25 protein-coding genes and 3 tRNA genes are annotated in these 26,668 nt (G+C 72.5%); 15 read left to right on the top strand and 13 right to left on the bottom strand.

Annotated elements, in window-relative coordinates; all coding sequences use genetic code 11:
• The first annotated feature begins 64 nt into the window (after positions 1-64).
• Positions 65-1,825: a beta-N-acetylhexosaminidase gene (locus tag IEZ07_RS25770; protein ID WP_191897101.1), complete on the top strand. Its 1,761-nt coding sequence runs from the start codon at positions 65-67 to the stop codon at positions 1,823-1,825.
• Between the two features lie 133 nt (positions 1,826-1,958).
• On the opposite strand, the gene IEZ07_RS25765 is transcribed toward IEZ07_RS25770, so the two are convergent.
• Genes IEZ07_RS25765 through IEZ07_RS25755 form a run of 3 tightly spaced genes read right to left on the bottom strand, consistent with a single transcriptional unit; the run spans position 1,959 to position 3,994 of the window.
• The gene (locus IEZ07_RS25765) at positions 1,959-2,162 is read right to left on the bottom strand and encodes a heavy-metal-associated domain-containing protein (RefSeq protein ID WP_191897100.1); all 204 of its coding nucleotides are present in this window, start codon (positions 2,160-2,162) and stop codon (positions 1,959-1,961) included.
• Between the two features lie 57 nt (positions 2,163-2,219).
• Positions 2,220-3,287, bottom strand: coding sequence for a quinone-dependent dihydroorotate dehydrogenase (locus IEZ07_RS25760; RefSeq protein ID WP_191897099.1), 1,068 nt, complete (start codon positions 3,285-3,287; stop codon positions 2,220-2,222).
• A gap of 11 nt (positions 3,288-3,298) precedes the next feature.
• A complete protein-coding gene (locus IEZ07_RS25755; RefSeq protein ID WP_191897098.1) occupies positions 3,299-3,994 on the bottom strand; it encodes a GAF and ANTAR domain-containing protein in 696 nt (231 codons plus the stop codon).
• A 217-nt stretch (positions 3,995-4,211) separates the two neighbouring features.
• On the opposite strand from IEZ07_RS25755, the gene IEZ07_RS25750 reads away from it, so the two are divergent.
• The 3 genes from IEZ07_RS25750 to IEZ07_RS25740 all read left to right on the top strand — a co-directional run bounded on the left by IEZ07_RS25750 (position 4,212) and on the right by IEZ07_RS25740 (position 6,221).
• Complete coding sequence (locus IEZ07_RS25750) at positions 4,212-4,598, top strand: hypothetical protein (protein ID WP_191897097.1); 387 nt, start codon at positions 4,212-4,214, stop codon at positions 4,596-4,598.
• 90 nt (positions 4,599-4,688) lie between these two features.
• Complete coding sequence (locus IEZ07_RS25745; RefSeq protein WP_239320460.1) at positions 4,689-5,453, top strand: phosphatase PAP2 family protein; 765 nt, start codon at positions 4,689-4,691, stop codon at positions 5,451-5,453.
• Positions 5,454-5,504: 51 nt separating this feature from the next.
• Positions 5,505-6,221: a phosphatase PAP2 family protein gene (locus tag IEZ07_RS25740; protein WP_191897096.1), complete on the top strand. Its 717-nt coding sequence runs from the start codon at positions 5,505-5,507 to the stop codon at positions 6,219-6,221.
• Here the strand turns inward: IEZ07_RS25740 and IEZ07_RS25735 are convergent.
• Both IEZ07_RS25735 and IEZ07_RS36380 read right to left on the bottom strand, forming a co-directional pair.
• The gene (locus tag IEZ07_RS25735) at positions 6,199-6,702 is read right to left on the bottom strand and encodes an isochorismatase family protein (RefSeq protein ID WP_191897095.1); all 504 of its coding nucleotides are present in this window, start codon (positions 6,700-6,702) and stop codon (positions 6,199-6,201) included. The genes IEZ07_RS25740 and IEZ07_RS25735 overlap by 23 nt on opposite strands.
• Positions 6,699-6,863 carry a hypothetical protein gene (locus IEZ07_RS36380; RefSeq protein WP_373868884.1) on the bottom strand — a complete coding sequence of 55 codons (165 nt, stop codon included), beginning with the start codon at positions 6,861-6,863 and terminating at the stop codon, positions 6,699-6,701. The genes IEZ07_RS25735 and IEZ07_RS36380 overlap by 4 nt, the downstream gene beginning before the upstream one ends.
• 108 nt (positions 6,864-6,971) lie before the next feature.
• Here IEZ07_RS36380 and pdxR point away from each other — a divergent pair, with 108 nt between their 5' ends.
• A complete protein-coding gene (gene pdxR / locus IEZ07_RS25725; protein ID WP_301549352.1) occupies positions 6,972-8,444 on the top strand; it encodes a MocR-like pyridoxine biosynthesis transcription factor PdxR in 1,473 nt (490 codons plus the stop codon).
• 137 nt (positions 8,445-8,581) lie between these two features.
• On the opposite strand, the gene IEZ07_RS25720 is transcribed toward pdxR, so the two are convergent.
• On the bottom strand, positions 8,582-10,237 hold the full coding sequence (locus IEZ07_RS25720; protein WP_191897093.1) for a methyl-accepting chemotaxis protein: 1,656 nt from the start codon (positions 10,235-10,237) through the stop codon (positions 8,582-8,584).
• Positions 10,238-10,588: 351 nt separating this feature from the next.
• Between IEZ07_RS25720 and IEZ07_RS25715 the strand changes: the two genes are divergently transcribed.
• The 5 genes from IEZ07_RS25715 to IEZ07_RS25695 all read left to right on the top strand — a co-directional run bounded on the left by IEZ07_RS25715 (position 10,589) and on the right by IEZ07_RS25695 (position 15,603).
• Positions 10,589-11,236 carry an O-methyltransferase gene (locus IEZ07_RS25715; RefSeq protein WP_191897092.1) on the top strand — a complete coding sequence of 216 codons (648 nt, stop codon included), beginning with the start codon at positions 10,589-10,591 and terminating at the stop codon, positions 11,234-11,236.
• Positions 11,237-11,449: 213 nt separating this feature from the next.
• Positions 11,450-12,415, top strand: coding sequence for an ATP-binding cassette domain-containing protein (locus IEZ07_RS25710; RefSeq protein WP_191897091.1), 966 nt, complete (start codon positions 11,450-11,452; stop codon positions 12,413-12,415).
• The gene (locus IEZ07_RS25705; protein WP_191897090.1) at positions 12,412-13,227 is read left to right on the top strand and encodes an ABC transporter permease; all 816 of its coding nucleotides are present in this window, start codon (positions 12,412-12,414) and stop codon (positions 13,225-13,227) included. The genes IEZ07_RS25710 and IEZ07_RS25705 overlap by 4 nt, the downstream gene beginning before the upstream one ends.
• 109 nt (positions 13,228-13,336) lie before the next feature.
• The gene (locus tag IEZ07_RS25700) at positions 13,337-14,047 is read left to right on the top strand and encodes a response regulator transcription factor (RefSeq protein WP_191897089.1); all 711 of its coding nucleotides are present in this window, start codon (positions 13,337-13,339) and stop codon (positions 14,045-14,047) included.
• Positions 14,044-15,603: a sensor histidine kinase gene (locus tag IEZ07_RS25695; RefSeq protein WP_191897088.1), complete on the top strand. Its 1,560-nt coding sequence runs from the start codon at positions 14,044-14,046 to the stop codon at positions 15,601-15,603. The genes IEZ07_RS25700 and IEZ07_RS25695 overlap by 4 nt, the downstream gene beginning before the upstream one ends.
• 35 nt (positions 15,604-15,638) lie before the next feature.
• On the opposite strand, the gene IEZ07_RS25690 is transcribed toward IEZ07_RS25695, so the two are convergent.
• The gene (locus IEZ07_RS25690; protein ID WP_191897087.1) at positions 15,639-16,193 is read right to left on the bottom strand and encodes a hypothetical protein; all 555 of its coding nucleotides are present in this window, start codon (positions 16,191-16,193) and stop codon (positions 15,639-15,641) included.
• A gap of 56 nt (positions 16,194-16,249) precedes the next feature.
• Complete coding sequence (locus IEZ07_RS25685; RefSeq protein WP_191897086.1) at positions 16,250-16,831, bottom strand: hypothetical protein; 582 nt, start codon at positions 16,829-16,831, stop codon at positions 16,250-16,252.
• A gap of 28 nt (positions 16,832-16,859) precedes the next feature.
• On the opposite strand from IEZ07_RS25685, the gene IEZ07_RS25680 reads away from it, so the two are divergent.
• Together IEZ07_RS25680 and IEZ07_RS25675 are read left to right on the top strand one after the other, a co-directional pair.
• Positions 16,860-18,332, top strand: a complete 1,473-nt coding sequence (locus IEZ07_RS25680) for a hypothetical protein (RefSeq protein ID WP_191897085.1) — start codon at positions 16,860-16,862, stop codon at positions 18,330-18,332.
• Positions 18,333-18,551: 219 nt separating this feature from the next.
• Complete coding sequence (locus tag IEZ07_RS25675) at positions 18,552-20,591, top strand: cellulose binding domain-containing protein (RefSeq protein ID WP_191897084.1); 2,040 nt, start codon at positions 18,552-18,554, stop codon at positions 20,589-20,591.
• A 296-nt stretch (positions 20,592-20,887) separates the two neighbouring features.
• On the opposite strand, the gene IEZ07_RS25670 is transcribed toward IEZ07_RS25675, so the two are convergent.
• The 4 genes from IEZ07_RS25670 to IEZ07_RS25655 all read right to left on the bottom strand — a co-directional run bounded on the left by IEZ07_RS25670 (position 20,888) and on the right by IEZ07_RS25655 (position 22,860).
• Positions 20,888-20,961 (bottom strand) — tRNA-Phe (locus IEZ07_RS25670).
• A 28-nt stretch (positions 20,962-20,989) separates the two neighbouring features.
• A tRNA-Asp gene (locus IEZ07_RS25665) sits at positions 20,990-21,064 on the bottom strand.
• Positions 21,065-21,171: 107 nt separating this feature from the next.
• Positions 21,172-21,244 (bottom strand) — tRNA-Glu (locus IEZ07_RS25660).
• 104 nt (positions 21,245-21,348) lie between these two features.
• Positions 21,349-22,860 (bottom strand): metallophosphoesterase family protein, encoded by a 1,512-nt coding sequence (locus tag IEZ07_RS25655; protein WP_191897083.1) that lies wholly within the window; start codon positions 22,858-22,860, stop codon positions 21,349-21,351.
• 66 nt (positions 22,861-22,926) lie between these two features.
• On the opposite strand from IEZ07_RS25655, the gene IEZ07_RS25650 reads away from it, so the two are divergent.
• On the top strand, positions 22,927-23,268 hold the full coding sequence (locus tag IEZ07_RS25650) for a metallopeptidase family protein (RefSeq protein ID WP_068902932.1): 342 nt from the start codon (positions 22,927-22,929) through the stop codon (positions 23,266-23,268).
• A 262-nt stretch (positions 23,269-23,530) separates the two neighbouring features.
• Positions 23,531-24,853, top strand: coding sequence for an MFS transporter (locus tag IEZ07_RS25645; RefSeq protein WP_301549351.1), 1,323 nt, complete (start codon positions 23,531-23,533; stop codon positions 24,851-24,853).
• A gap of 1 nt (position 24,854) precedes the next feature.
• Here the strand turns inward: IEZ07_RS25645 and IEZ07_RS25640 are convergent, their stop codons facing one another.
• Complete coding sequence (locus IEZ07_RS25640) at positions 24,855-25,343, bottom strand: PspC domain-containing protein (protein WP_068902766.1); 489 nt, start codon at positions 25,341-25,343, stop codon at positions 24,855-24,857.
• Between the two features lie 110 nt (positions 25,344-25,453).
• Between IEZ07_RS25640 and IEZ07_RS25635 the strand changes: the two genes are divergently transcribed.
• Positions 25,454-26,611, top strand: coding sequence for an acyl-CoA dehydrogenase family protein (locus IEZ07_RS25635; RefSeq protein ID WP_191897082.1), 1,158 nt, complete (start codon positions 25,454-25,456; stop codon positions 26,609-26,611).
• Positions 26,612-26,668: the final 57 nt, after the last annotated feature.

Raw genomic sequence — 26,668 nt, 5'->3', positions numbered from 1 at the left:
CGCCCTGCAGAACATCCGGAAAGTTTCCTTCCTATTTCCTCGCGGGTTCGGCATGATCGGGGCCATGACCGACCTGCTTCCCCGTCCCGTGTCCGCCGAGTACGGCCCCGGCTCCTTCGACCTGTCCCCCGGTGACCCGATCTGCGGTCCCGCCGACCTGGTGGACGCCGTACGGCGGGCGCTTCCGGCCCTGGACCTGCGCTCCACCGGGGACGGCACGGGGCCGGCGGGACGGGGAGCGCCACCGGAGGCGGATGGCCCGGCGGCCGGGGAGACGGGTACGGCGCCCGGCACGACGGGGACGGCGGCCGGGGAGACGGGCGCGGTGCCCGACGCGGCGGTCGCGGTCGAGCGGGACGCCGCGCTGGGGCCCGAGGCCTACCGGCTGGAGGTGTCGTCCCGGGGCGTGCGGATCGCGGCGGCCGGGGAGGCGGGGGCGTTCTACGCCGCGCAGACCCTGCGCCAGCTCCTGCCCGACACGGCCTTCCGCACCGGCCGGGCCGGCGGGAGCGTCCCGGCGGTGCGGATCGCGGACGCGCCGAGGTTCTCCTGGCGCGGCGCGCACCTGGACGTGGCCCGGCACTTCCTGCCGAAGCGGGAGGTGCTGCGGATGATCGACCTCATGGCGGCGCACAAGCTGAACCGGCTCCACCTGCACCTGGTGGACGACCAGGGCTGGCGGGTCGAGAGCCGGGCGTACCCCCGGCTGCACGAGGTGGCCTCGCACCGGCCGCGGACGGTGACCAGCTACTACCGCGAGGAGGAGACCTTCGACGACGTCCCGCACGGCGGGTACTACACGCTGGAGGACCTGGCCGAGATCGCCGCCTACGCGCGGGACCGGGCCGTGACGGTCGTCCCGGAGATCGACGTGCCGGGACACGCCTCGGCGATCCTCGCCGCCCATCCCGAGCTCGACGCGCGCGCCGCGGACGGGCGGACGCCGGAGCCGTTCGGGGTGCTGGAGCGGTGGGGCATCTCCCCCGCCATCCTCTCCCCGCTGCCGCCCACGATCGACTTCCTGACCGCCGTCCTCGACGAGCTGCTCGGCGCGCTGGGCGAGACGCCGTACGTGCACATCGGCGGGGACGAGTGCGTGCTCGACGACTGGGCGGCGTCGGCGGAGATCACCGCGTTCCAGGCGGAGCTGGGGCTCTCCGGCCCGGGTGAGCTGCACGCGTGGTTCCTGCGGCGGCTCGCGGACGTGCTGGCGGAGCGGGGCAGCCGGGCGGTGGTCTGGGACGAGGCGTTCGTCAGCGGCGCGCTCCGGCCGGACACGGTCGTGATGCCCTGGCGCGGTCCGGGGGTGGCCCGCAGCGCCGCCGCGGCCGGGCACGACGTGGTGCAGACGCCGATCTTCCCGCTCTACTTCGACTACGCGGAGGCGTCGTCGGAGGACGAGCCCGTCGCCATCGGGGACGCGATCACGGTGGCGGACGTGGCGGGGTTCGCCCCGGCGCCGGAGTCGTGGGAGCCCGAGGAGGCCGGGCGGGTGCTGGGGGCGCAGTTCCAGCTGTGGAGCGAGCGCCTGCCCGACGGGCGGGCCGTCGACTACCGGGCGTGGCCCCGGGGGTGCGCGCTGGCGGAGGTCGCCTGGTCGGGATCGGCCGACCCCTCGTTCGACGCCCGGCTGGAGCGGCACCTCGGGCGGCTGGACGCGCTGGGCGTGGAGTACAGGCCGCTCTCCGGTCCGCACCCCTGGCAGCGCGGCGGGACCGGGTGGCGCCGCCACCGGCCGGGCGTCGTCAGGGTCGAGGACGCCATGAAGCACGTGGAGGAGCTGACCCGCAGCGCCGACTCCACCCGCCCCAGCACGAGCTTCTGATCGCCTTCTCCGCCCGCCCGGTGCCACGGGCGGGCGGGGAGGGCGGGCGGCGCGCTCCCGGCGCCGGCGGTGCGGACGCCGGGCCGGACGCGGGCCGTACGGGCACCGGGCCCGGAGACGGGTCGGGCGACCGTCAGCCGGCCACCTCGTAGCCGGCCTCCTTGATCGCGGCGCGGACGGCCCCGTCGTCGAGGGGGTCGGCGGTGACGTCCACCCGGCCGGACTCCAGGTCGACCTCGACCGCGGTGACGCCGGGGACCTCGCCGACCTCCTCCTTGACCGAGCTCACGCAGTGCCCGCAGGTCATGCCGGTGACGGTGTAGGTGGCGACGCTCATGATGCCTCCGATCTCGATGATCTCAGTGATCTCGATAGTACCCCCCCAGGGTACTAATCAGCCCGCGGTGCGGCCGACGATCTCACGCAGATCGGAGACGCCGTGCCGGCGCATGCGGCGGGCGAGCCCCCGGTGGATGCGGTACGCCCACAGCGGCCCGTGGTAGATCAGGCCGGTGTAGCCCTGGACCAGGGTCGCCCCGGCGAGCAGGCGCTCCCAGACGTCGTCGACGTCCTCGACGCCGCCGACCGAGACGAGCGTGAGCCGGTCTCCGACGCGCGCGCGCAGCCTGCGCAGCACCGCCAGCGACCGGGCCTTCAGCGGGCGGCCGGACAGGCCGCCGGCCTCGGTGCTGGAGACGCCCTCGCGCCCGATCGTGGTGTTGGTCGCGATGATGCCGTCGAGCCCCAGCTCCAGGGTCAGGTCGGCGACCGCGTCCACGTCCTCGTCGGCCAGGTCGGGAGCGATCTTGACGAGCAACGGGGTGCGCTTCGGGGTGCCGTCCGCGACCTCCTTGACCGCCGACAGCAGCGGGCGCAGCAGCTCGACGGCCTGGAGGTTCCGCAGGCCGGGGGTGTTGGGCGAGCTGACGTTGACGACCAGGTAGTCGGCGAGCGGGGCCAGCTCCTTCGCGCTCGCCACGTAGTCGGCCGCGGCCTCCGCCTCGGGCACGACCTTGGTCTTGCCGATGTTGACCCCGACGACCGCCGGGACGCCGCGCGTCCGGCCCAGCGCCCTGGCCGCGGCGCCCGCGCCCGCGTTGTTGAAGCCCATCCGGTTGATGACCGCCCGCTCCCGGGGCAGCCGGAACAGCCGGGGCCTGGCGTTGCCCGGTTGGGCGTGCGCGGTGATCGTGCCCACCTCGACGTGGCCGAAGCCGAGCGCGGACATGGCCTCCACGCACCCGGCGTCCTTGTCGAAACCGGCCGCCAGGCCGAAGGGTCCGGGGAAGTGCACGCCGAACGCCTGCACCCGGAGCGCCGGGTCGCGCGGGGCGAGGCGGCGGTGGACCGCCTTCTTCACCACCGGCGCCGTGGAGAGGAGACGGAGCGCGCCGACCGTCAGATGGTGCGCATCCTCCGGGTCGATACGGCTGAGCAGCTGGGTGAAAAGGAATCGATACATCACCGGTCAGGTTAGTCCCCCGGCCGGATGCCGCCCGCGCCGACCGCCCCCTCGCCGAGCACCTCGGCCGCCAGGTCGGCGACCTTGCGACGGCTGTCCCTGGCCCGCTTGCGCAGCCCGGTGAACGCCTGGGCGGCGGTGAGGTCGTGCTTGCCCATCAGGTAGCCGATCGCGCGCTCGATGAGGATCCGGTAGTCGAGGGCGTGCTGGAGCTGTCCGGCCAGGACGGTCTTCTCCTCGGCCGCCGTCGCGGCGATGAGCAGTTGCTCGATCACGTCGGCGTAGGCGTGCAGGGTCTGGACGTCGGTCTCGGTCCACGCGTAGGGGGTGGACTGGTAGACGTTCAGCGTGCCCACCGGCCGGCCGCCGAGCCGTACGGGCACGCCGGCGACCGCCCGCACACCGGGGTGGAGCCGTGCGGCCAGCTCCGGCCAGCGCGGGTCCGCGCGCACGTCGGCGCAGGTGACCGCCGCGTCCTGCTCGTAGGCGGACACGCACGGGCCCTGGCCGAGGTGGAGCTGGGCTCCCTCCAGGCTGCGCCCGGGGTCGTCGGTGGCGACCAGGTAGCGCAGTTCCTTGCCCTCCTCGGCGAACATCAGGCCCGCGCCCGAGTAACCGAGCAGCGCGTCCACGACCTCGACGGCCCGCTCGAGCTGCTGGACGATCCCCGTCTCGGGGGCCTCCGTCCGGATCCGCCGCAGACTCACGACCAACGCTTCCGGGTCCAGATATGACATGTGCGCAATGCCTTTCGCCACGACGTCCCGTCACCTGACTCGGGACCCCGGCTGCCCAGAAACGGAGGATTCATGAGCGAGGATCCGCGGCCCCGCGGCCGCCTGCGGGAACGGCCCCGGGAAGTCCGGCGATCGACGTCAACGCGACGTCAAGCATTCGTCAAGCGAAGATCGGCAGGCTGTGCGCATGAGCATTCCTTCACGTCCCACCGCCGTCCGCCGCCGCCGCACCCTGGCACACGTCGTGCTGCGCGACCTGGCGGAGACCGGGCACACCACCGTCCCGCCGTGGTGGGAGGCCGAGATCGAGCGCGAGTTCGGCGGGCTCGACGGGTTCCTGGCCGAACTGAGCCGCCAGTGGTGGGCGGCCTACGCCGTGCACCTGGACGCGCTGATCGAACTCGGCGCGGGCGACCCCGGGCAGGCGTGGGCCGACGTGGCGGAGCAGCTGCCGTACCTGCGGCGCGTGCTCGACGCCTACGCCGGAGAGCCCGCCCTCGCCGAGGCCGAGCGGCGCCACTGCGACGTGCTGCGCTGGACCGCCCGCCGCGAGGCCCGGCACGCCGCCGCCTGAGCCACCCGCCGGAAGGCGCGACACGCCGCCCCGACCGGGATTGCGTTCCCGTTCCGCGCATGGACGCGTCTGACCGGGTAGCCATTGACGATGGTCGGTTTCCTCGAACGCCAGGACTCGGATCGCCGTCTGGGCATGCGGCTCACCTTCGCGGTGGCGGCCGTGGCGCTGTTCTCGGCGCCGTTCGTGCTGCTGCTGGCGCTGGTGGTCTCGTCGTTCTCACCGCTGAACGACTTCGACCAGCGGATGGCCGAGCGGGCACACGAACACACGCTCTCCCAGCCCGGCTACGGGGACTTCCTCAACGTGGCGACCGAGGTCTTCGGCCCGGTGACGTGGCGCGTCCTGATGGTGCTGGCCGCGATCTGGCTCTGGCACCGGGGACGGCGGCGCCTGGCCGTCTGGACGATCGTCACGATCACCGTCAGCGGCCTGCTGAACCTGGCGGTCAAGGAGCTCGTGGACCGGGCCCGGCCGGTGATGCCCGACCCGATCTCCTGGGCGCCCGGCGCGTCCTTCCCCTCCGGCCACGCGATGGCCGCGGCGACGGGGGCGAGCATGGCCGTGCTCCTCCTGCTCCCCTTCCTCCGGAGCCGGGCCGCCCATCTGGCCGCCTGGGGCTGCGCCGCGATCATCACCGCGTTCGTCGCCTACAGCCGGGTGGCGCTCGGCGTGCACTGGGTCAGCGACGTGGTGGCGGGCGTCACCCTGGGGATCGCGACCGTGGCGGCGACGGCCGCGGGGTACGAGGCCTGGCGGCGCGACGAGGGCCGCAGGCCCGCGGTGCCGTACGAGGAGGGCGTGGAACCGGAGATGGAGGAGGACGGCGGGGGGAGCCCCGGCCGCACGGCGTGAACGCCTCCCCTTGGGTGTTCCTGTGGCCGTTTTTGGGGTAGCTCGCGCCTCATGTCGAAACTGCCGATCGATCTCCGGGGCGCCCTGCGGCTCATCCTGCTCCCGTTGTCCGTCATGGCCGTTCTGACGATCGGCGTCGGGCTGCTGATCACCAAGGTGCTGGAGCCGACGACCATCGGCGCGAACGACCGCGGGGTCAACGAGGAGCTGGCCCGGGAGCGGACGACCTTCTGGAGCGACGTCACCGACGTGCTCTCCGGCCTGTCGGACACCCCGGTGATCGTCGGCGCCACCGCGGTGCTCCTGATCGTGTTCCGGTTGGTCTTCAAGCGCTGGAACGAGTCGCTCTTCCTGGTGACGGCCGTCTGGTCGCAGTCACTGATCTTCCTGCTCTCCACCGTCCTGGCAGAGCGCAAGCGGCCCGCGGTCCAGCATCTGGACCCGGCGCCGCCCACCTCGAGCTTCCCCTCGGGGCACACCAGCGCTGCGGTCGCCTTCTACTGCGGCGTCGCACTGGTGCTCACCCTGCACACCCACCGCCACAAGATCTTGAACGTGCTGTGGTGGCTGGTCGGCCTGGGCGTCCCGCTCGGGATCGCCTACTCCCGGATGTATCGCGGCATGCACCACCTGAGCGATGTGAGCTGGGGCTTCCTGCTCGGCCTGGTCTGCGTCGCGGTGGCCGCCAACGCGCTGCTCCTGCGTCCGCGGCGGCGGGAGCGGGACGGCAAGGGCCCCGAAGGACTCAGAACAGCTCGTACGGCGTAGCCACCTTGGCTCCCGCCGCGGTCAGCTCCTCCTCCACCCTCCGGGAGACGGCCGCGGCGGGCTCGTCGCCGTCGTAGGTCGCATGGGCCCCGCGGACGAGCGTGACGGCGTGCCCGCGCGCCAGCGCCGCCAGGGAGGTCTCCCGGACGCACCACTCGCTCTGCATCCCGGCCACCACGACCGAGGCCACCGGCGGGAGCACCCAGGCGAGGTCGGTCCCGTCGAACGCGTCCGGGACGCGCTTGTCGATCACCTGCTCTCCGGGCAGCACCTCGTGGACCAGCTCCCAGCCCGGCGTCCCCGGGAGGTCGGGATCGCCCTCGGAGCCGTTGTTGCGCACGAAGACCACGGGGGCACCGGCGGCGCGGGCGCGCTCCAGCAGCACGGCGATCGCGTCCGCGACCGCCTCCGCGTCGGGCACCGGCGCGGGAGGCCGGAGCATGTTGCGCTGGGCGTCGATCACGAGAAGCACCTGGTTCACATGAGAACTCTAGTTCGAAACACCGGCGGAGGGAAGCGTTTCCGCTTCCCCGCACCCGACCGGCTCCGGCCGTCGCGCACCTGCTCCACCTCCAGCAGCCGGCGCGAGGCGATCCACGCCCACGGGCATCTCGGGTCGAACCACATGTCAACGGTCGTCACGTCTTCCTCCTCGGTCCGCGTTCTCCGCGCAGGCCATTCTGGGAGGAGAATCGGCCGGTCATAAGTTCCGATTCGTCACCGGATGATTGGGCCAAGGTGGACTTCCACGTGAGCCTGGGCGGACGCGGCGACCTCACCGCGCGGATCTACCGGCAGATCCGCGACGCCGTCCTCGACGGCCGCCTGCGGGCGGGCGAGCGCCTGCCGTCCACCCGCGAGCTGGCCGGTCGGCTGGGCGTCTCGCGCAACACGGTCGCCCTCGCCTACGAACGCCTCTCCGCCGAGGGGTTCCTCGCCGGCCGGGCGGGGGCCGGCACCTTCGTGTGCGACGGCCCCCCGGGCCGCACGTTCCCGCGGAGCGCCTCCGAGGGCGGTGCGCGCCGGGACCGCGGGCTCTCGCGGAGCGCTCCCGAGAACGGCGTGCGCCCGCGCGCCCCGTGGGCGTCGGTCCCCGCCGCGGACGCGCCCCCGTGGGCGCCCGGAGCGCCCGCCTTCGACTTCGGCGTGGGAGCGCCGGACCCGTCGCTGTTCCCGCTGGAGGCCTGGCGCAGGATCGTCACGCGGGAGCTCCGCCGTAAGACGATCGCCTCCGCCGGGTACGGCGACCCCGCGGGGCACGCGGGTCTGAGGGAGGCGATCGCCCGCCACGCCGGGGTCGCCCGCTCGGTCCGGGCCGGGGCCGACGACGTGATCGTCACCCAGGGCGCCCAGCAGGCGCTCGACCTCGTGGGCCGCGTCATGGTCGGGCCGGGCGACCTCGTGGCGGTCGAGGAGCCGGGCTACCCTCCGGCCCGGCTGCTGTTCCGGTCCCTGGGCGCGCGCGTCACCGGCGTGCCCGTCGACGACGAGGGGATCGACGTGGCCGCGATCCCCGACGCCGCCCGCCTGGTCTACGTCACGCCGTCCCACCAGTTCCCGCTGGGCGTGCCGATGTCGCCCGCCCGCCGTACGGCGCTGCTGGCGTGGGCGGAGCGGAGGGACGCCGTGGTGGTCGAGGACGACTACGACAGCGAGTTCCGCTTCGGGGCGCGCCCCCTGGAGCCCCTGCAGAGCCTGGACCGCGCCGGCCGTGTCGTCTACGTCGGTTCCTTCTCCAAGACGCTGCTGCCCGCCCTGCGGCTCGGTTTCCTGGTGGCCCCCGCCTCGCTCAGAGCCGCGCTGCACGCCGCCAAGCGGCTCACCGACTGGCACGGCGACCTCCTCACCCAGGCGGCGCTGGCCCGGTTCATGGAGGAAGGCCTCCTGGCCCGGCACGTACGGCGGGCCACCAGGGAGTACGCCGTCCGCCGCGAGCTGATCGTCACCTCGCTCCGGCGCGACTTCTCCGGCCTGCTCCGGCCGGTCGACTCCGCCGCGGGCCTGCACCTGTGCGCCCGGTTCCTCCCCGGCGCGGCGGCCGACCCGGACCGCGTCGTGTCGCGCGCCCGGGAGGCGGGGATCGCGGTGGAGCCGCTGTCCGGCTATCACGCGGAGCCTCCCGGCCGGCCGGGCCTCGTCATCGGGTACGGGGCGATCCCGCCGGAGCGGATCGAGCCGGGGCTGCGCCGGCTCGCGGAGTGCTTCCGGGAGGCCGCGCGCTAGCCGTTCCGGCTCCGGCCCCGCCCGCGGATGCCGGAACCCTCTCCGGATGCCCGCACGCCCGGTACGCCGGCATCAGGACGGCCCGGGGCGCCGACATCAGGGCGATCCCCGGGACGCCGGCGCCCCGGGGGCGCGGGTCAGCGCAGCCGGAAGCGGGCCACCAGCTCGCGCAGTTCGCCCGACATCCGGGACAGGTCGGTGGCGGCCCGCTGGGCCTGGCCGATGCCGTCGCTGGTGGCCTGGGCGGCCGCGGCGATGTCGGCGATGCTCAGCGCGATCTCGGTGCTGCCGCCGGCCGCCTCGGCGATGTTGCGACTGATCTCCGTCGTGGTGGCCGACTGCTCCTCGACCGCGTCGGCGATGCTGGCCTGGTAGTCGTTCACCTGCTCGATGACCGAACCCACCGCGCTGATCGCGCCGACCGCGACCGAGGTGCCCGTCTGGATGGCCTGCACCCGGGTGCCGATGTCGTCGGTGGCCTGACCGGTCTGCTGGGCCAGGTCCTTGACCTCCCCGGCGACCACCGCGAAGCCCTTGCCGGACTCGCCCGCGCGCGCCGCCTCGATCGTGGCGTTGAGCGCCAGCAGGTTGGTCTGCTCGGCGATGGCCGTGATCATCTTGACCACGTTGCCGATCTCGTTGCTCGCCTCGCCGAGCCGCTCGATGGTCGCGTTGGCCTCGTCCGCCTCCCGCGCCGCGGTCGTCGCGACCCGGGCCGCCTCCGCGGCGCTGCTCGCGATCTCCCGGATCCCGGCGCCCATCTGCTCGGTGCCCCCGGCGACGCTCTGCACGTTCTGGGAGACCCGCTCGGCGGTGGCGGAGACGGCGCTGGCCTGCGCGCTGGTCTGCTCCGCGCTCGCCGCGATCCGGCCGCTGACGTCCGACAGCTCGTCCGCCGTGGCGGCCAGCTCGTCCGCGCTGCGCGTCATCGCCTCGACCGAGGCGCGGACGCCGCTCATGGCCTCGCCCAGGGCGGCGGCCATCCGCCCGACCTCGTCACGGCTGTGGACCTCGGCCTTCGCCGTCAGGTCGCCCCGGCCGAGCGCCGACAGCACGGCCGACACCCGGGCCAGCGGCCGCACGATCGACCCCGCCACGAGCAGCGCCAGGCCGAACGCGGCCAGCGAGCCGGCCACCAGGAAGACGATCAGCAGGGTCCGGCTGCTCTCGTAGGCGTCGAGGGTCGCGGCGTGGTCCGCCTTGGCGGCCTCCGCCTCGATCCGCTCCAGCTCCTCCAGCCCCTCGACCGCCGCGGAGATGAGCGGCTGGCCGGTGGACTCCATCATCCGGTCGACGGCGTGCACGTCGTGCTTGAGGGCCAGCGGAAGGACCTGCCCGTCGCGGACCTCGATCCAGCGCGCCCAGTTGTCCTCGAAGACGGCGAGAGGCTCCTCGCCGCCCTCCGGGACGTACTCCTTGAACTTCTCCAGGCCCTGGGCGATCTGCTCGTCGCTCTCGCGCAGGGACTCCTGGTAGTCCCGCGTCGCGGCGTCGTCCGGCGCCATGGCGATCCGCAGGACGTCCAGCCGCGACTTGACCTCCGAGTGGTGGACCAGCGACAGCCCCGTGAGCGGCACGACGTTGTTGCTGTAGAGGTGGTCCACCCTGTCGCTCATCGCGGCCATGCCCGTCAGGGCGACCGTGGAGGTGGCCAGGCTGACCCCGGCCACCAGGAGCAGGCTGGTCAGGATCTTCTTCCGGACGCTGAGGTCGGCGAGCCGGCCTCTCAGGGAGCGGCGCCCGGAGGACGGGCTCTCGGCGGGTACGGCCCGCTGTTCCGTCGTGGATGGCATGGGGAGATCTCCCGATCGGTCAGAGGAGGACCCCGGCCGCGGTGTCGGCTGCTTCTCCGGTGGTTCGGGGGGTCGCGCAGGTCAAAAGATCGGCACCGGAGCCGGGAGCATGAGACCCGACCGGAGTGCCGTGCCTCACAGCGGACCGGGATGTTCCGTCTCCCGCCCCGGATCGGGATGTTCCGTCCCTCACCCCGTACCGGCTTCCGTGCGGCGCGTACCCGCTTGCCAAAGCCCTCGGTGAAAGGGAACGCTTGCCGGGACCCATCGATCGACGATCATCATCCGGGCGGCTGCCGCCGACCGGGCGGTGCCCCCGTACGGCGCACGACACCGAGGAGCGGACAGGACATGGACATCATCGACCCCGGGGTGAGCGACTACCTGCTCTCCCACTGCACCCCCGCCGACGACCTGCTCCGCGAATTGGCGGCCGAGACCCGGGAGGCGTTCCCGTCCTCCGCGGGCATGCAGATCTCCCACGACGAGGGCGAGCTCCTCACCATGCTGGTCCGGCTCACGGGCGCGCGGCAGGCCGTCGAGGTGGGGGTGTTCACCGGCTACTCGTCGGTCTGCATCGCCCGGGGCCTGCCCGCGGACGGCCGCCTGCTCGCGTGTGACGTCAGCGACGAGTGGACCTCGATCGCCCGGCGCTACTGGGAGCGGGCCGGCCTCACCGACCGGATCGACCTGCGGATCGCCCCCGCGATCGAGACGCTCCGCGCGCTGCCCGCCGAGCCGTACATCGACTTCGCGTTCGTCGACGCCGACAAGGTCGGCTATCCCCTCTACTACGAGGAGCTGGTCCCCCGGCTCCGTCCGGGCGGGCTGATCGTCCTGGACAACGTGCTGCGGGCGGGCCGCGTGCTCGACCCGGCCTGCGAGGACGAGGCCGACGTGGCCATGCGCCGGATGAACGAGACCGTCGTCGCGGACGACCGCGTCGACTCGGTGATGCTGCCCGTGCGCGACGGCGTCACCCTCGCCCGCAGGCGCTGACCCGGCCGCCGCGCCGGGATGGTCCCGACCGCCGGGGCGCCGCCGGCCGGCGCGGACGCCGTGAACATCCTGTGAGATCGGCGCCGCCGGGTCCCCGATCCGGCCTGCGCTGCGGCCCGTGCGCCGCCGCGGCGCCCGATGCGGCCCGGATCTCACAGAGGGCTCACAGAACCTCTCCGGAACCGCCCGGCCGCCCGGCCCAGGATTCGTCGCATGATCGAGTTACGGCGGTTGACCAAACGCCACGGCCGGACCACGGCGGTGGACGACCTGAGCTTCGACGTCAGACCGGGCGCGGTCACCGGTTTCCTCGGCCCGAACGGCGCGGGCAAGACCACCACGATGCGGATGATCCTGGGCCTGGACGCGCCGACGAGCGGCACGGCGACGATCCGCGGACGCCGATACGCCGACCTCCCCTTCCCGATGCGGGAGGTCGGCGCGCTGCTGGACGCCCGCGCCGCGCACCCGAACCGGAGCGTGCTCGCCCACCTGCTGTCCCTGGCGCAGAGCAACGGCATCGCGCGGAGCCGGGTCGACGAGGTGCTCGGGATCGTCGGCCTCTCCGGGATCGCCGGCCGACGGGCGGGCGGGCTGTCCCTGGGCATGAGCCAGCGGCTCGGCATCGCCGCGGCCCTGCTCGGCGACCCGGCGGTGCTGGTCTTCGACGAGCCGGTCAACGGGCTCGACCCGGAGGGCGTCGTGTGGATCCGCACCCTCATGCGCGGCCTCGCCGCGGAGGGCCGGACGGTGCTGGTCTCCAGCCACCTGATGAGCGAGACGGCGCTGACCGCCGACCACCTGGTCGTCATCGGCCGGGGTCGACTGCTCGCCGACGCCGGGCTGGACGCGTTCGTCCGCGCGAACTCGCGGGAGACCGTCCTGGTGCGCACCCCGGAAGCGGAGGAGCTCGCCCACCGGCTGCGCGACACCGGGGGGACCGTACGGCCCGGCGGCGCGGGGCAGGCGGACGCCCTGGTGGTGACGGGGATGGAGAGCGCGGTGATCGGGAAGGTCGCGATGGCGCACGGGGTGGTGCTGCACGAGCTGACCCCGCACCGGACCTCCCTGGAGGAGGCGTACATGGAGCTCACCCGCGACAGTGTGGAGTTCAGCGGCATGGAGTCCGGCGGCGTGGAACTCGGCGGCATGGATCTCGGCCCGCGGGGGGAGCGATGACGACCGCCGGTCCCGCCGTCCCGCGCCCGGGGACGACGCCGGGCCCCGCCGCCGTGTTGCGCTCGGAGTGGACCAAGTTCCGCACCGTCCGCGCCACCGTGGGCACGCTGGCCGGCGCCTTCGTGGTCGCCGTCTGCTACGGCCTGCTGTTCGGCACCGCGAACGGCAGGGAGTATCTGGGCGCCCCGCTCGATGAGCAGGCGTCCTTCGACCCCCTCCAGACCGCGTTCCGCGCCCTCATGCTCACGCAGCTGCTCGTCAGCGCGGTGGGGGTGCTCACCGTCACCTCCGAGTACGCCTCGGGGACGATGCGGACGAGCGTGACCGCCGTGCCCCGGCGGGGACGCCTCCTGGCGGGCAAGGCGGCCCTCGTCGCCCTGGTCATGCTGCCCTGCGGGCCGCTGCTCGCGCTCGCGTCCTTCCTCACCAGCCAGGCGACGCTCGCCGCCCAGGGCGCCCCCGGCCTCGCCCTGACGGACCCGGGCGTGCCGGGCGCGATCGCCGGCGCCGGGCTGTACGTGACCCTGATCGGCCTGTACGGCGTCGCCATGGGGTTCCTGCTCCGCAGGACGGCGGGAGCCGTCACCCTCGGCACGTTCCTGCTCATCCTGCCTGCGATGGCGTCGCTGTTCCCCGAGTGGCTGGCCCGCGCGGTCCTGACCTACTGGCCGACCTCCGCGGGCGCCCGGCTCTTCGGGGCCGGCCCGGACACCGACGGGCTCCTGCCCCAGGCCGGGTTCGCCGTGCTCGCCGCGACCGTGCTCGCTCTGCTGCTGGCCGCGCTGGCCCTCTTCCGGGCACGGGACGTCTGACGCCCGCGCCGGGTCCCCGGGACCACACCGCTCCCTATTCTCGGAGGGGAACGCGCCCGCCCCGGGCGGAACGCCTCCGGAAGAGGACACCGCCGTTGGAGGGAGACCCATGGACGGGAACCGGCTGCTGGTGGTCGACGACGAGCCCGTGGTGCGGGAGCTGCTCTCGGCCACCCTGCGCTTCGCCGGATACACGGTCGGCTCCGCCGCCACCGGATCCGAGGCGCTGGACGCCGCCCGGCACGAACCCCCCGACCTGGTGCTGCTGGACGTGATGCTGCCGGACATGGACGGCTTCGAGGTCGTCCGCCGCCTCCGGGAGCTCCCCAGACCGCTGGGCGCCGGTCACCCGGGCCGGATCCCCGTACTGTTCCTCACCGCCCGCGACGCCGCGGCGGACAAGGTCAACGGGCTGCGGCTGGGCGGCGACGACTACGTGACCAAGCCGTTCGACCTGGAGGAGCTGCTCGCCCGGATCCAGGCCGTGCTCCGCCGTACCGGGCTCGCGCCCGACGACCGGACGCTGAGAGCGGGCGACCTGGAGGTCGACCCCGACGGCCACCAGGTCCTCAAGGCCGGCCGGCCGGTACGGCTGTCGCCCACGGAGTTCCGGCTGCTGCACTATCTGGTCCTGAACACCGGGAGGGTGGTCACCAAGGCCCAGATCCTGGAACACGTCTGGCAGTACGACTTCGCCGGGGACTCCAGCATCGTCGACACCTACGTGAGCTACGTGCGGCGCAAGGCCGACACCACCGAGCCCAAGCTCATCCACACCGTGCACGGCGTCGGATACGTCCTGCGCAGGCCCAGGACGTGAGCGCCTCACGGCGGCCCAGGGGCCTCTCGCTCCGCGGCCGCCTCCTGCTGATCACCTCGGTCCTGCTGGCGACGGGCCTGCTGGTCAGCGGCACGGTCGCGATCGCCACCCTCCGCGCCCACCTGGTCGACCGCGTGGACGAGCAGCTGAGGCCGCTCTCCACGCTGCTGGCGCGCCTCCCGGCCGCCCTGGTCCGGCGACCCCTGCCCGGGGAGGGCGGCGGAGACCTGCGGCCGCTTCCCGGCGTGGGCCTGGTCGACCGGGTGCACGTCGCCTACCTCGCGCCGGACGGGACCGTCCTGCACCGGGAGAACCTGTCGGCCCGGGGCCCGGACGGGGGCCCCCTGCTCCCGCCGCTCGACGCCGGAGCCGTCGCCCGGCGCGCCGGACGGCCCTTCGACGCACCGGGACAGGCGGGCGGCGCGAACTGGCGGGTGATCGCGGTGCCGTGGACCGGGGTGCGGCCGTCCCCGGAACAGCCGTCCGCAGAACGGCCGTCCCCGGAACGGCCGCCTCCCTCGGAGATCGGCGCCGTCGTCGTGGCCGCGTCGCTGAACGGCGTACGGTCCACGATCACCCGGCTGGGCCTGGTCTGCCTGGTCACCGCGGTCGTGCTGCTGACCCTGCTGACCGTCGCCGGCTGGTTCGCCGTACGCGGGGGACTGCGGCCGCTGCGCGAGATCGAGGAGACCGCGGCGGCCATCGCCGGAGGCGACCTGTCCCGGCGGGTGCCCGGCACGGCCGCGCCGGGCACCGAGATCGGCCGCCTGTCGGCCGCGCTCAACGGCATGCTCGGCCAGCTCGAGACGGCCTTCGCCGAGCGGGAGGCGTCGGAGGCGCGGATGCGGCGCTTCGTCGCGGACGCCAGCCACGAGCTGCGCACGCCGCTCTTCGGCATCAAGGGCTTCTCCGAGCTGCACCGGATGGGCGGCCTGCCCGACACCGACCGGGCGATGAGCCGGATCGAGAGCGAGGCGTCCCGGCTGGCCCGGCTGATCGAGGACCTGCTGCTGCTCGCCCGCCTGGACGAGGGCGAGAGCGCCCTGCCGATGGACCTGGCGCCCATGGACCTGCGCACGCTCGCCGCCGACGCCCGCCACGACCTGCACGCGCTGGATCCTGCCCGCCCGGTCACGTTGACCGGCCCGGACGGCGGCCCTCCGGCGGAGGCCCCGGTCCACGGCGACGAGGCCAGACTGCGGCAGGTGACGAGCAACCTCGTCGGCAACGCGGTCGCCCACACTCCGCCGGGCACCCCGGTGCGGATCGGGGTCGGCACGGCCGGAGACGAGGCCGTGCTCGTGATCGAGGACACCGGCTCCGGGATGACCGCCGAGCAGGCGACCCGCGTGTTCGACCGCTTCCACCGCGCGGACGGCTCGCGCAGCCGCGCCGCGGGCGGCGGAGCGGGCCTGGGCCTGGCCATCGTCCGCTCCATCGTCACCGCCCACGGCGGCCGGGTGGAGGTCCGTACGGCCCCCGGCCGGGGCGCCGCCTTCCGGGTGCTCCTCCCCCTCGCGGGCCCGGGACCGGCGGAACCGCCGCGAACCGGCTGACCCGGCGGCCCGCGATGGGCGGGGATCACGCGTGCCTAAACCGCCGCGGGTTCCCACTCCTCGGAGAGGCACGGCAGGCGGGCCGCGCGGTAGAGCACGACGATCAGGGCCACGAGGGCCGCGAACCAGACGATGGGCAGGACGACCCCTGGATCCGCGTAGCCGTACCCGGTCGGCACGCCGAGCGCTCCCAGGCCGGCCACGGCCCAGCGCAACACGTCGAGGAGGCCGGCTCTGGAGACGTCTCCGCAGAGGCGGATCCGCCTGATGACGGCGTCGGCCGCCAGCCAGACGGTGATCAGGGCGCCCACCGTGCCGGCGATGCCCATCACGTGTCCGACAGGTGAATCCGTCAGGGGGCGATCCTCATCCACGAAATACGTGGCCATGATGACCAGCGAGGTCCAGACCATGGTGACGGCGGAGAGTCCGGCCCGGCTGAAGGGGTCATCGACGGTTCGCCGCAGCTCGGATGCCCCTGAGGCGCACAGACCCCACCCGACGGGATCGAGCAGCAGGTCGAAGCCGTTGATACGGAGGGCGCCGAAGGCGAGAACGAAACCGGTGGCGATCTTCGTTACGGGTCGCATGCGCCGTGGCCTTCCAGGTGTGTCGTCGTCCGGCGGGTCCGGGGACGGGTCCGCCGTCAGAGCAGGTCCGGGTTCACCGCGTTGTTGCAGACCTTGGCGGCGAGGCCGCGCTGCCAGGCAACCGGGAGACTCCCCCCGGCGCCTGTCACCCGCCACGAGTTCCATGTGACCTCCGCCGACCCCGAGCCGATCCAGGTGCGGTAGGTGAAGCCGACCGGCTGGGGCTCGTGCGGCACGGCCGCACAGTCGGTGATGACGACACGCCTCTCCAGGGCCTCGTAGCCACCGCTCTCCACGGTGACCACCGAACGCTCGCCTTTCTTCTCGTCGGCGGGCAGCAACCGGAGACCCGGCATTTCCATCGAGATGCCGGTGAGGGTGAAGGAGGCCGGCCCTTCGTTCTCCAGCTCGATGAGAACCCGGGCGGAAAGCACGCCGTTCTCGTCCACTTGGGCGTGGAGGAAGAAATCGTCGACACTCCAGCGGATATACGGAGTGACGGCCCCCGACCACCACAGGAACGCCGACAGGATCACCAGCGACAGGAAACCGGAGACCGCGACCAGCGACAACTGGCGCATACGCTCGCCACGCCATGTAGCAACACCGAATTGCTGCCATATGTCGCCTGAATCCATGATCTAAAACCATATATGGTGTCGTGTCGTGACGATATCCCCGGCGGTCCTCTGGGTGGTCGCCGCGGCCGCCATGCTCGTGGCGGCCGTACCGGTCACATCAGAACGGCTCACCAGATTCACCACGCTGACCGGTCTCTCCGTCACAACGGCCGGCGCCCGCCGGATCATCGACCACTTCGCCGCCCTGCGCCGGTGGCGGTTGGTCTCCCTCGCCCTGGCCGTTCCCCTGGCCTGCCTCACCGACGACCCGTTCTACCTGGTCGTGGGCTGGTGCGCCGTCTCCGTCCTCCGTGACGTACGGTCGCCGAGCCGGGCACCGCACCTCCACGGCGACATGAGGATCTACCGGGAGGCGTGGCTGCTCGGTCTGGGCGGAGCCGTGGTGGCCGGCGCCCATCAACTGCTGGACAGGGGGGCCACACCGGCGTGGCTGGCCCATGCCGCCGTCGTCGTCGCCGTGGCGGTGGCCGTACCGCTCGCCGCCCGGAACCCGGCCGCCGGACCGGCGCCCGACACGACGGATGACACGGCACTCGACACGGCGGATGACACCGCGAACGACACGACGGATGGCACCGCCCGGGCCGAACACGCCGTCCGCCGCTGGTCGACCCGGGCGCTCTACCTCGGAGGGACCGCGATCGTGCTGTCGGGCGCGCTGCTCACCCCCGGGCAGCCACTCCGGCGCGAACTGCCCGAATACTCGGTGCCCAGGCCGTTCCCGGAGCACACGGCCATGTTCACGACGGTGGAGGACTACAAAGGGCCCACCTGTCCGTGGTTCGACCAGCTGGACGACCCCTGCAGGCACTGGCTGGTGAACGGGGAGCCGTTCCCGCAGGCCGCGCCGTACGTCGTCAGAAAGGGCGGAGCACCCGGGCGGGCGCCGTTCACGGCACGCCCCGACGATAAGGCCGTCGTCTACCTGGACAGGCGCAGCCGCCGCATGATGTATCAGGACGCCGGGGGCGTCCGCCCCCTCACCGGCCGCCTGGCCGACACCGAAGTGCCCACGGCCACGTTCGCCGGCCAGAACAGGTACGTCGCCCTGACCGGGGAGGGCGGCACGCGGATCACCGACACCGAGACCTGGAGGACGGTGCCGGTCCCCGGCGTCCAGAAGGTCCACGACCTCAACAGGAGCGGGATTGTGGCCACGACGGCCACCCGGGTGCTCGTCCTCGACCACCGGGGCAGGACCCGGATGAGCCTCCCTCTCAAGAAGACGTCGCAGGACGCCGTCGAGGACACCTATCACCTCCGGCCGGACGGCGGGCGCGTCGTGGTCATCCGGCAGGATGAGGGGCGCGTCGAGACCTACGATCCGGAGACCGGCGAACGGATGGCCAGCGTCATGCCCGAGTTCCCCGGTGACGACGTCGTCGACGTCGGCCTCGGCTGGTCGAAGCAGGGCCGTTTCCTACTCCGCGGCTACGAGAGCGAACGCGTCTACAGCCTCGACCTGATGACCGGAGAGCTCCTGAGACGCGGAAAGTGAACGCGGACGGAGAGGCTCGCACGCCGCCGTGAGGCCGCCGCCGGACTCGACGCGGAACGCCCCGCGCCCGCGCCGGATCATGCAATCACCTCGGATCGGGCCGGACCTTGAAAGTTTCAGCACCGGTTGACGGATGCGGGGCCACCATCCATGATCATGTTGCCTCCGGTCAGGGGGGGGGCGTCGAGTGAACACCACCGTCCACTATGAGGTGCGCCGATGCCGAGAACCCTGTTACGGACCGCGTCCGCCGTCCTGCTGACGCTGGCCGCCCTGACCGTCCCCCCGGCCCACGCCGACGAGGGCGACCCGGTCGCGGTGACCGTCAACGCCCGCGCCGCGCTGGCCCCGGTCCCCGAGACCGGCATCGGCACCAACCACGCGATCTGGGACAGCCGGCTGGGCAGCGACGAGACCGCCGACCTGCTCAAGGCCGCGGGCATGAAGCTGCTGCGCTATCCCGGCGGCTCGTACTCCGACATCTACCACTGGGCCGACCACACCGCTCCCGGCGGCTACGTGGCGCCCGACACCGACTTCGACACCTTCATGCGCGGCGTGCGGCGCACCGGGGCACAGCCGATGGTGACCGCCAACTACGGCACCGGGACGGCGGAGGAGGCCGCGGCCTGGGTGCGGCACGCCAACGTCACCAAGGGCTACGGCGTCAAGTACTGGGAGATCGGCAACGAGAACTACGGCAACGGCCGCTACGGCACCGCCTGGGAGGCCGACGAGCACGCCGACAAGAGCCCGGCCGAGTACGCCCGCCACGTCGTCGCCTACTCCGACGCGATGAAGGCCGTCGACCCGACCATCAAGATCGGCGCGGTGCTGACCACCCCGGCCAACTGGCCCGACGGGCTGGTCGCCGAGGGCGACGCCGGGACCTGGAACGAGGTCGTCCTGGCGACCGCCGGATCGAAGATCGACTTCGTGATCCTGCACTGGTATCCCGGCGCCCTCGACAGGACCGCGCACGTCCCCGACATGATCCACCTCACCCGGCAGCAGATCGCGAAGTACGCGGGGCCCGGCTCCGAGCGGATCGGCATCGCGATGACCGAGTTCAACACCGGGTCGAGCAGCAACGGCACGAACACCCAGCCCGGTGCGCTGGCCGCCGCCGACGCCTACGCGACGCTGCTGGCCAACGGGGTGTTCACGGTCGACTGGTGGAACGTCCGCAACGGCATCGGCAACGTCACGCAGGTCGAGGGGCACACCGACTACGGCGACTTCGGCCTGCTGTCGAGCGGGACGTGCACCTCCGACGGCGGCGTCTGCGAACCGGAGGTCAACACGCCCTTCGCGCCGTACTACGCGCTGCAGATGGTGAGCAGGTTCGCCCGCCCCGGGGACCGGTTCATCCGGGCCGCGACCGACCAGGAGAAGGTCACCGCGCACGCCGTACGGCGCGCCGACGGCGGTCTGGCCGTCCTGCTGATCAACACCTCGTCCGACACGTCCTACCCCGTCACGATCGACTACTCCGGCTTCAGCCCGGCGTCCGGGGCTCCCACCGTGCTGACCCACACCAACGGCGCCACCGCCATCACGGAGTCGGCCACGGGCGGCGCGACCGGCCGGACGCTGCCCCCGCTCTCGCTGACCACGATCGTCCTGCGGCCCGCCACCGCCCAGACCGGCCTGCCGGGCGCGCCGGGGCAGCCGGCCGCCTCGGGCGTGACGGACAGGGCCGCCACGATCTCCTGGCCGGCCGCCTCCGCCGGCGCGCGTCCGATCGTGAAGTACGAGGTCCACCTCCAGAAGGGGGCCGTCAGCGAGCAGATCGGCGAGACCACCGGGACCTCGCTCACCGTGGGCAACCTGAAGCCGGGCACCCGCCACACGGTCAACGTGATCGCACGCGACGGCGGCGGGGGCACCTCGTCGCCCTCCGCTCCGCTGACGTTCACGACCGGCACGCCCGCCTCCGCTCCGTGCTCGGTACGGCTGACCAAGCAGTCCGACTGGGCCAGCGGATACGTCGGCGCCATCGAGATCACCAACCACGGTGCGCCGATCAGCGGCTGGACCCTGGACTTCAGCTGGCCCCGGGCCTGGCAGAGCCTGGGCAGCGGCTGGAGCGCCGTCTGGACGCAGAGCGGGCGGGACGTCAGGGTCGTCAACGACTCCGGCAACGGCTCGCTGCCCACCGGGGCGTCGGCCACGATCGGCTTCGTCGGCAACTACTCCGGTCCGAACGTGCTGCCGTCCGTCTTCACCCTCAACGGAACCGTCTGCACGACCCGGTAGCGGCGGCCGGGGGCCGTCCTCCGTACGGGCGGCCCCCGAGCCGCGGTCGCGGCGGTCCGGTCACCGGCGGTCGCCGGAGCCCATCCCGCATTCCGCACCGGGCGGTGTCCGCCGTTCCGTGGATGCGCCGCCGCGCTCACCGGCGGTGAATGCGCCACCGCGTTCGTTGCGCGACAGACCCGGCTATCCCCGCACGGACGGAGGCGGGCGGAGACGTCGCCACCGGTGCCATCACCATCGACACGAAAAAGCCCCGAACGATGATCGTTCGGGGCTTCCGTGCTGCTCAGCTGATGTGGTCAGGGGCGGGGTCGAACCGCCGACCTTCCGCTTTTCAGGCGGACGCTCGTACCGACTGAGCTACCTGACCTCGGTGGTGGATCGAACACCTACCAGAGCGGTCCTGACGGGACTTGAACCCGCGACCTCCACCTTGACAGGGTGGCGAGCACTCCAAACTGCTCTACAGGACCTTGCTTTGACCGGAGACTTTCGTTTCCGTTCTTTCCGCCTCGCTTAGCTTACCAGCTCTTCGGAGGTCTTCGACCTGCCGTTTCCCTGGTGAGCTTTCGCTCGACCGTGCCCCCAACGGGATTCGAACCCGTGTCGCCGCCTTGAAAGGGCGGTGTCCTAGGCCACTAGACGATGGGGGCTCAGGATTCTCATCCCGTTCCGTCGCCGTCTTCCGCTGGAGACCTCTGAAGCATAGGGGACGTTTGCCCCTGATGCCAAAGCGGCTTCCCGGATCACGGCGTCATCACGGTGTCGCGGTGCCGACGGTCGAACCCGTCGGGGACGGGGCGATCGTCGGCTCCGGTGAAATTGTACGCCCCGGGTCGTTCTCGACGTGACGCTGGATCTGCACCGACTGCTCACCCAGCCCGCCGAGGGTGATGTCGTCCCAGGCCCGCAGGCGGTGCGTCTCCCGGTCGAAGTACAGAACCGAGGCCATGACCGGGGTAGGCTCGTCGTGCTCCAGGGCGCGCAGCCCGGCACCGCCGGTGGAGCCCTGGACCAGCACCCGGGTGCCCGAGGACAGCAGCTCGGTGGAGCGGGCGTGGGAGTGGCCCGTCAGGACCATGGGCGCCGAGCCGGAGAACCCCTTGGCGATCGTCGGGTCGTGCACCGCCACCAGGTCCACCGGCTCGAACGCCTGCGTCAGCCGTGCGGCGTGGGCGCGGCCCAGGGCGGTGAGGGACTCCAGGTCGGAGTCGACCGGCACGGACTTGTCGGGGGTGAACCGGGGGTCGCCCAGACCGTAGACGCGCAGGCCCGCCACCTCCTTGACCGAGTCGTCGAGGACGATCGCGCCCTTCTGCTTCGCCACCGCCCGCTGGGTGGCCTTGGAGTCGTGGTTCCCGCGGACGAAGACGTACGGCACGCCGAGCCGGCCGATCTCCTTGACGAAGTTGTCCTCGGGGCCGCTGCCGTGGTCGGTCAGGTCACCGGTGTCGACCACCGCGTCGATCTTGAACTGGGCGGTGACCGAGCGGACGAGGTTCCACGCGATGGGGTTGAGGTGGATGTCGGAGACGTGCAGGATCCGGATCGAGGTGGGGTCGGCGTCGTAGACCGGCAGGGAGGAGACCGCGTCGTAGAGCTGGGAGACGTTGTCCACCAGCTTGACGAGCTGCCCGCGATAGGACTCGAACCTGGTCACGATGGACTCGGCGTCGCCGACCAGAGACGGCGCGCCGGCGAGCAGGCCGGTGTACTCCGGCTCGACCACGGATCCCGGCCGGAACGTCAGCAGGGCGGTCGTGCCGATGCCGGCGATCATCACGACACCGGCCAGCAGACCCGCCAGCGCCGCCCTGAGGCCGCGGAAGACGATGAGGGAGAAGATCAGCGCACCGGCCAGACCGCAGGCGATGGAGCGCAGCGCCAGGGCGCTCACCCCCTCCCGCAACTCCTTCTCCAGCAGCGCGGGGAGCCGGTCGGAGAGGCGGGGGTCCTCCAGCATGGCGCGCGCCTGGTTGGAGTCGATGTTCTCCAGGGTGACGCGCAGCCGTACCGGGGCGTCGTGGGTGTCGAACAGCAGGCTGCCCAGCGGGTGGGCGTCGACGACGGTCTCCCCCCGCAGGGACAGCTCCGCGGACATCCCGACGTCCACCGGCCCCACGGTGGCCAGCACGGGGCCGCCCAGGGCCATGCCCAGCCAGACGCCGACGACGGCGACCACCGAGCCCGCCACGGCGCGCGAGATCAACCGCACCGTCCGTCCGGTGGCGGCGCGGCGGATGCCCTGGGCCCAGCGCGTGAGATCCATGCGTCTCCCTGTCTACCCGAAGTCCCGACAAGTCGGTTACCCGGAAACACAGGGCAGAATGACGGTGTGATCGAGGTCTCGCGGGAGAAGTTCGAGGAGCTCGTGGCCGAGGCACTGGACACGATCCCCCCGGAGCTGACGAAAGTCATGGACAACGTCGTGGTGGTGGTCGTGGACGACCCCCCGGAGCCGGATCTGCTGGGCCTCTACACGGGCATCCCCCTCACCGAGCGCGGCGACTGGTACGCCGGGGTGCTGCCCGACCGGATCGAGATCTACCGGAACCCCATCTGCGCGATCTGCGAGACCGAGGACGACGTGGTGGAGGAGGTCCAGATCACCGTCGTCCACGAGATCGCCCACCATTTCGGCATCGACGACGACAGGCTGCACGAACTCGGCTGGTGACGTCCGGAACCCGTACGAACCCAGCCGATGACGCCGGGAACCCGTACGAGGCCGGCCGATGACGCCTGGAACCTGCGCGAACCCGGCGGGTGACGCCGGGAACCGGGTGATACGGCGGTGCCGTACCGCCGTCGTCCCGGCAGACGGCCGATGGACGACATTTCACAGTTTCCGACACACCCCGGATGCGCTTGGTCGCTTTGGGTTGCGAAGCCGACTCCTAACCGGCACTGTAGGTCACGTAGCAAACACCAACAGTCAGATGCGCCTGCAAGCTCACCGGAGTCCCATGGCGGCCATCAAGCCCGGGCGGCCAGGCGGTCGGCACCGTCGCCCAGCCGAACGTCAAGCCACCTACGGCGAGGTCCTCGCCATCGGCGAGTTCCGCGCGCTCTGGGCCGGGCAGGCGCTCTCCCTCCTCGGCGACCAGCTCTCCCGGGTGGCGCTGTCCGTGCTCGTCTTCGAGCGGACCGAGTCGCCCCTGGCCACCGCGTCGGTCTACGCGCTCACCTACCTGCCGCCGATCGTCGGCGGGCCGCTGCTGTCGGGCCTCGCCGACCACTACGCCCGGCGGCGCATCATGATCGTCTGCGACGTGCTCCGGGCCCTCCTGGTCGCGCTCATGGCGATCCCCGGCACCTCGTTCACGGCCCTGTGCGTGCTGGTCTTCTGCGTGGTGCTGCTCAGCGCGCCGTTCTCGGCCGCCCGGGCGGCGCTCCTGCCCGAGCTTCTCGAAGGCGACCGTTACGTCGCGGGCTCGGCCCTGCAGAACATGACCAACCAGGCCGCCCAGATGCTCGGCTTCGCCATCGGCGGCGCCCTGATCATGGGGATGGGGCCGTACCGCGCGCTGGCCCTGGACGCGGCGACGTTCATGGCCTCCGCGCTCATCCTCGTCTCGGGGGTACGGCGACGCCCCGCCCCCGCTCGCAGCGGCTCCGGCCGGCCCTCGATGTGGAAGATGACGCGCGCCGGGGCCCGGCTGGTCTTCGGCGACCCCCGGTTGCGGACCCTGGTGCTCTTCGCCTGGCTGTGCGGGTTCTACGTGCTCCCCGAGGGCATCGCGACCCCCTACGCCGCCGTCCTCACCGACGACCCGCAGCGGGTCTCGTTCGTCACCGGGCTGCTGATGGGTTCCATCCCGACCGGGACGGTCGTCGGCGCGTTCCTGTTCAGCCGGTACGTCAGCCCCTCCGGGCGGCTGCGCTCCATGGGCTGGATGGCGATGCTGACCTGCGCGCCCCTGATCCTCTGCGCGCTGCGTCCGCCGCTCGCCGTGGTGCTGGTGCTCTGGTTCGTCTCCGGCGTCGGCGGCGCCTACCAGCTGGCCGCCAACGCCGCCTTCGTGCGGTGCGTGCCCGCCGAGCGGCGGGGCCAGGCCTTCGGACTCGTCCAGTCGGGCCTGCTGGCCGCTCAGGGCCTCGGCATCCTCATCGGGGGCGCCGCCGCCGACGAGTTCGGGCCCGAGCCCGTCGTGGCACTGGCCGGCGCGGCGGGACTGCTCGTCGCCGCCACGCTGGCCATGCTCTGGACCGACTCCCGCAAGGAGATCATCGAGAGGGTGCGCGCCGAGGCGCCCGCCTGACTCACGCCTGCGGCTTGGTCTCGTCGTCGCTCCGCGGCGGCACCGGGGCGGGGTACGGCTGCGCCGGGTCCTGGTGCGTCGGGTACGGCGCCGGGTGCTGGCCCGCGTACGGCGAGGCCTGGGAGTCCTGCGGCGGGGCCGGGTAGGTCGGCTCGTGCCGGCCGGTCCTGTCGTTCCAGCTCTGCTCGGCCTTGGCCCAGCCCTGCTCGGCCTTGGCCCTGGCGTCCTGCCAGACCGGGTTGTCCTTGTTGTTGTTCACCAGGTCCTGCAGGATCGAGGTGTCCTTGCCCTCGTCGGGCAGGAGGAGCCAGCCGATCGCGTAGACGCCCAGGCCGAGGCCCCCGAAGAGGCAGGAGACGGCGAGGACTCCGCGGATGATGTTCGGGTCGATCCCGACGTAGCGGCCGAGGCCCGAGGCCACTCCCGCGACGATGCGTCCGTCCCTGGTCCGGCGGAGCTGCTTGATGCCCGAGAAGTCGTTTTCGTTCATGTCTTCAGACTGCCCGCTGAACCTTCCCGGTCACATCGGGATTCCCCCTGGCCGGACCCTGAACTCCCCGCAATACCCTGGCAGGGTCATCACGGACGAGAGGACCTCCCATGGACGATCTCCTGCGCACCGACGACACGCTCTCCGAGGAGCAGCGCCTCATCCGCGACACCGTGAAGGGGTTCGTCGGCGACCGGATCCTCCCCCACGTCGGCGACTGGTTCGAGGAGGCCGTCTTCCCGGCCCGCGAGCTGGCCCCCGTACTCGGCGGGCTCGGTCTGCTCGGCATGCACCTGGACGGGTACGGCTGCGCGGGACTCGACGCGGTCTCCTACGGGGTGGCCTGCCGCGAGCTGGAGGCCGGCGACTCCGGCCTGCGCTCGTTCGTGTCGGTCCAGGGGTCCCTGGCCATGTTCCCGATCTGGAAGTACGGCTCGGCGGAGCAGAAGGAGGAGTGGCTGCCCCGGATGGCCGCCGGAGAGGCGATCGGCTGCTTCGGCCTGACCGAGCCCGACCACGGCTCCGACCCGGCGGGCATGCGCACCCACGCCAAGCAGGACCCCTCCGGCGACTGGATCCTCAACGGCGCCAAGATGTGGATCACCAACGGCTCCGTGGCCGACGTCGCCGTGGTCTGGGCCCAGACCGAGGACGGCATCCGCGGTTTCGTGGTGCCCACCGGCACGCCCGGCTTCTCCGCCCCCGAGATCCACAAGAAGATGTCCCTGCGCGCCTCGGTGACCTCGTCCCTGTACCTCGACGACGTCCGCCTGCCGGCCTCCGCCGTACTGCCGGAGGTGCAGGGGCTGAAGGGCCCGCTGTCCTGCCTGTCGGAGGCCCGGTTCGGCATCCTGTGGGGCGTCGTCGGCGCGGCCCGCGCCTGCCTGGAGTCCGCCGTCGACTACGCCGGGAGCCGCGTCCAGTTCGACCGGCCCATCGGCGGCTTCCAGCTGACCCAGGAGAAGCTCGCCTGGATGTACGTCGGGCTCGGCCAGTCGCAGCTGACCGCCCTGCACCTGGGCCGGCTGAAGGACGAGGGGAAGATCACCCCTCAGCAGGTCAGCTTCGGCAAGCTGTCCAACGTCCGCGCCGCCCTGGACATCGCCCGCCAGGCCCGCTCGATCCTCGGCGGCAACGGGATCACCCTGGAGTATCCGGTGATCCGGCACATGAACAACCTGGAGTCGGTGCTGACCTACGAGGGGACGCAGGAGGTCCACCTGCTGACGCTGGGCAAGGCGCTCACCGGCATCGACGCCTTCCGCTGACCGGTGCCCTCCGGGCCTTCCGGCCCGGCCCCTCGCCCTCCCGTCCCCTTCGACTTC

Source organism: Planomonospora parontospora (assembly GCA_014647935.1).
In the GTDB taxonomy this organism is placed as follows: domain Bacteria; phylum Actinomycetota; class Actinomycetes; order Streptosporangiales; family Streptosporangiaceae; genus Planomonospora; species Planomonospora parontospora.
This window is presented reverse-complemented; position numbering and strand designations above follow the sequence as displayed.

Bases quoted from the DNA above. Each gene is read 5' to 3' on its own strand.
- IEZ07_RS25770 (WP_191897101.1), top strand. From the start codon at position 65: ATGACCGACCTGCTTCCCCGTCCCGTGTCCGCCGAGTACGGCCCCGGC.
- IEZ07_RS25765 (WP_191897100.1), bottom strand. From the start codon at position 2,162: ATGAGCGTCGCCACCTACACCGTCACCGGCATGACCTGCGGGCACTGC.
- IEZ07_RS25760 (WP_191897099.1), bottom strand. From the start codon at position 3,287: ATGTATCGATTCCTTTTCACCCAGCTGCTCAGCCGTATCGACCCGGAG.
- IEZ07_RS25750 (WP_191897097.1), top strand. From the start codon at position 4,212: ATGAGCATTCCTTCACGTCCCACCGCCGTCCGCCGCCGCCGCACCCTG.
- IEZ07_RS25745 (WP_239320460.1), top strand. From the start codon at position 4,689: ATGGTCGGTTTCCTCGAACGCCAGGACTCGGATCGCCGTCTGGGCATG.
- IEZ07_RS25740 (WP_191897096.1), top strand. From the start codon at position 5,505: ATGTCGAAACTGCCGATCGATCTCCGGGGCGCCCTGCGGCTCATCCTG.
- IEZ07_RS25720 (WP_191897093.1), bottom strand. From the start codon at position 10,237: ATGCCATCCACGACGGAACAGCGGGCCGTACCCGCCGAGAGCCCGTCC.
- IEZ07_RS25715 (WP_191897092.1), top strand. From the start codon at position 10,589: ATGGACATCATCGACCCCGGGGTGAGCGACTACCTGCTCTCCCACTGC.
- IEZ07_RS25710 (WP_191897091.1), top strand. From the start codon at position 11,450: ATGATCGAGTTACGGCGGTTGACCAAACGCCACGGCCGGACCACGGCG.
- IEZ07_RS25705 (WP_191897090.1), top strand. From the start codon at position 12,412: ATGACGACCGCCGGTCCCGCCGTCCCGCGCCCGGGGACGACGCCGGGC.
- IEZ07_RS25700 (WP_191897089.1), top strand. From the start codon at position 13,337: ATGGACGGGAACCGGCTGCTGGTGGTCGACGACGAGCCCGTGGTGCGG.
- IEZ07_RS25690 (WP_191897087.1), bottom strand. From the start codon at position 16,193: ATGCGACCCGTAACGAAGATCGCCACCGGTTTCGTTCTCGCCTTCGGC.
- IEZ07_RS25685 (WP_191897086.1), bottom strand. From the start codon at position 16,831: ATGGATTCAGGCGACATATGGCAGCAATTCGGTGTTGCTACATGGCGT.
- IEZ07_RS25675 (WP_191897084.1), top strand. From the start codon at position 18,552: ATGCCGAGAACCCTGTTACGGACCGCGTCCGCCGTCCTGCTGACGCTG.
- IEZ07_RS25655 (WP_191897083.1), bottom strand. From the start codon at position 22,860: ATGGATCTCACGCGCTGGGCCCAGGGCATCCGCCGCGCCGCCACCGGA.
- IEZ07_RS25645 (WP_301549351.1), top strand. From the start codon at position 23,531: ATGCGCCTGCAAGCTCACCGGAGTCCCATGGCGGCCATCAAGCCCGGG.
- IEZ07_RS25640 (WP_068902766.1), bottom strand. From the start codon at position 25,343: ATGAACGAAAACGACTTCTCGGGCATCAAGCAGCTCCGCCGGACCAGG.
- IEZ07_RS25635 (WP_191897082.1), top strand. From the start codon at position 25,454: ATGGACGATCTCCTGCGCACCGACGACACGCTCTCCGAGGAGCAGCGC.